Genomic DNA, 2,972 nt, shown 5'->3' with positions numbered 1-2,972 from the left:
TAGCTGCGCGTCGCCGCCCGTTTTGCCGGAGCTTGCGGAGCTTTGGCACGGCGTCGAAGGAGAATTTTGTCTCAGTCCCTTTTTTCGCTCGTTTAGTTTTCTGTCCCGTTCAAGCTGCCCCAGTCATACTGGTTGCTATAGATCCGCAACCGGGCAGCGTAGCTGGGATGATCTTCCTGCTGTTTGATGGTCGACTGCAGCTCGCTCAGGTCATCGGTGATGATCCCGTCAGCGCCGATATACATCATTTCTTCCATCTTATCCTGGTCGTCCACGGTCCAGGCCCACACGGCCTGCTGCTTAAGCTTGGCTTGGTTCACGAAGTCGGCGTCCAGGGTCGTGTACTCCATCGTGTAGGCATTCGCCTTCGTCTTCGGAAAGGCCAGTGCGTAAGGCAGGATGAAGCTGGCGTAGAGCTTGGGCTGGCGGGCCTTGATCGTCTGGATCACCCGGTAGTCCAGGGAATGCACCCGGAAGTGATCCTTGATCAGGCGCGGTCCGTATTTCTGCACGAAGCCCGTCACGGCGTGGGGAGAATCATGGGCGGTGGTCTTCACCTCGACGATCAGTTTCTGGTGAATCCGCTCGGCCGTCGCCAGATAATGGTCGAAGCTGGGTACCGGTGCGCTGTGGCCATTCTCCTTGGCCGTCAGCTTCGTTGCCTGAGCCAGGGTCAGTTGCCGCGGGGTCTTGTTCACGCCGGTCAAGGCTTTGTAATTCTCGTCGTGCATGACCACCCACTGGCCATCCTTGGTCTCGTGAATGTCCATCTCGACATAATCCGGCTTCTCCTTGGCCGTCTTCTCCAGCGCTGGAATGGTATTCTGCACCCCGTTCCCGTCGTCCACGCCGCGGTGAGAAATGGTGACGGGCTGATAATCAAAACCGCCGCCCATGTAAACCGCATTGTAGATGAGGTACGCCGCGGCCAACAAGCCGATCAGCAGCCCGGCGACGACCCGGGGCCAGCGTTTGCGCTTCTTGATCTCGCGCACGCTGACCGGCGCCGGGGCGGCTTTCTTCACTTCATCCGGCGTAATCAGCAATAAGTAATACAGGGTGGTACTCAAGGCAGTGAGAAAGAGGCCGCCCACTTGCAGGGCCGCCATGGTCATGATTGCCCCCGCATATGCCCAGCCCGGCTGGGAACTGTCCAGATAGGACTGCAGCGCAATCAAGCCGGCCTGCCAGGCCATCTGGAACAAGGCTGCCGCAGCGGAGACCCAGCCGACCCGCCAGAAGTAGAACCAGAAGTGCCCGCGGGTCTCGGCCCAGCTCTGGCGCACTGCTTCCCCAGCCGGCTGGTCCGCCAAGATCATGTGGCCCAGGACCCGAATGAGACGAATGCCCAGGTACCCTAAGCCCAAGTAGAAGATAATGATGAGGATGGCAAAGACAATGTTGTTGGCAAGAAAATCCAAAATGAATTCTGGAATCCGCACCTTGTTCAGCAGTGCCGAGTTCACGATACCGCCAGCGAAAGGGACGATCAGGATGAAGTAAAAGATAAAGAAGAAGATCGTCGTCGGCCGGATGCGGGCCAAATCCCGCAGCGCTGCCCCAAAGACTGCCCGCAGACTCTCCTGGCGCTGGTGCAGGACATTATCGACCCCCGTCAAAAGAACGGCAAACTGAGCGTAAACCAGCATCAGCAGCACCAGCAGTGTGATGACCAGCGCAATGGCCCCCCAGGTATGCTGGGTGACGATCGCCCCCAAATTGTTGTAAGAGATGTACGGAATATGGCTGAGCTGCATAATGGTCTGCGTCACTGTCCGCAGAAGCGGAATGATCAACTCGCTGATCACCCCGCCAACGACAAAACTCAGGATAAAATAACTGCCCCAATGGCGAAAAAATTCGCGCAGGGCTTGGACCGTATACCGAATACTGCGTGTACCAATCATTTATGAATGCCCCCAAAAGGTTAACGTCACTTGCCATTATGGCACATTGACGGCGCGTGAGCACATTTTCTGCCCTTTCTGAAAAAGCGGCTTATAATAACTGCGAAACAAAGTACGGCGGCCGTTCCGGGACCGCCAGTGAGACAAAGGAGTCGATATTCAATGACAGATGTCACGATTACCAAAGATGTGGTCTATGATACACAGCACGACTTGAAAACGGACCTCTACACGACCGACGCAGTGACCGCCAGCTCACCGGCCATCATCATTATCCACGGCGGCGGCTGGTTCCGCGGGGATAAGTCCAAGGAAGCCGACCTGGGCGAGATCTTAGCGGAATACGGCTACTTCACCGTCGTACCCAACTACCGCCTGGCCCCCAAGGACCTCTTCCCCGCTTCCCGGGATGACTTGGAGACTCTCTACACGTGGGTCAAGAACAGTGATTACAGCTTTGACCACAGCCAGATCGCGGCTGTCGGAGCCAGTGCCGGCGGCAACCTGGCCGGCGAACTGGCGCTGAAGTTCGGCATCCCAGCCGTCTCCTGGTCCGGTATCTTCGACCTGTACGACTGGGTCAGCAAGCACCCAGACGTCGTCGCCGAGCCAGACACTAAGCAGGACGCCACCGTCCTGGCCAGCGCCCAGATCGATCAAGACGGCGCCCACGACGCGTTCTACAAGTGGTTTGTCCTGAACTACGTCAACGGCGACATGGCCCAGTTGAAGGAGGCCGACCCGATTCAGCGGGTGACCGCACAATCCGGCCCCATTTACTTCGCCAACTCGCTGAACGAGCTGGTGCCGATCAGCGGTGTGGAGAAGATGCAAGCGGCCCTTAGTGCAGCCGGCGTCGCCACCATCGCCCAGTTCATCCCCGGCAGCCGCCACGGCAAGGCGTACCAGGATGACGTCCTGGCGAACACCTTGGACTTCTTCAAGAAGAATCTTCAGTAATTGGCAATAAGAACGGCCCCCAACGCCGTGGATTGCGGTGATGGGGGCCTTTTGTGCGGGTGAGTGTTTGGCGCTGACCCGGGTGACTACGGGCTCCGCAGATTT

2 protein-coding genes are annotated in these 2,972 nt (G+C 57.8%); one reads left to right on the top strand and one right to left on the bottom strand.

From position 1 onward, the window contains the following. Nucleotides 1-92: 92 nt before the first annotated feature. Nucleotides 93-1,907, bottom strand: a complete 1,815-nt coding sequence (locus L248_RS08540; protein WP_022529775.1) for a glycerophosphoryl diester phosphodiesterase membrane domain-containing protein — start codon at nt 1,905-1,907, stop codon at nt 93-95. A gap of 162 nt (nt 1,908-2,069) precedes the next feature. Here L248_RS08540 and L248_RS08535 point away from each other — a divergent pair, with 162 nt between their 5' ends. Continuing rightward, nucleotides 2,070-2,867, top strand: coding sequence for an alpha/beta hydrolase (locus tag L248_RS08535; RefSeq protein ID WP_022529774.1), 798 nt, complete (start codon nt 2,070-2,072; stop codon nt 2,865-2,867). Nucleotides 2,868-2,972: the final 105 nt, after the last annotated feature.

This window comes from Schleiferilactobacillus shenzhenensis LY-73 (assembly GCF_000469325.1).
Lineage (GTDB): Bacteria > Bacillota > Bacilli > Lactobacillales > Lactobacillaceae > Schleiferilactobacillus > Schleiferilactobacillus shenzhenensis.
This window is presented reverse-complemented; position numbering and strand designations above follow the sequence as displayed.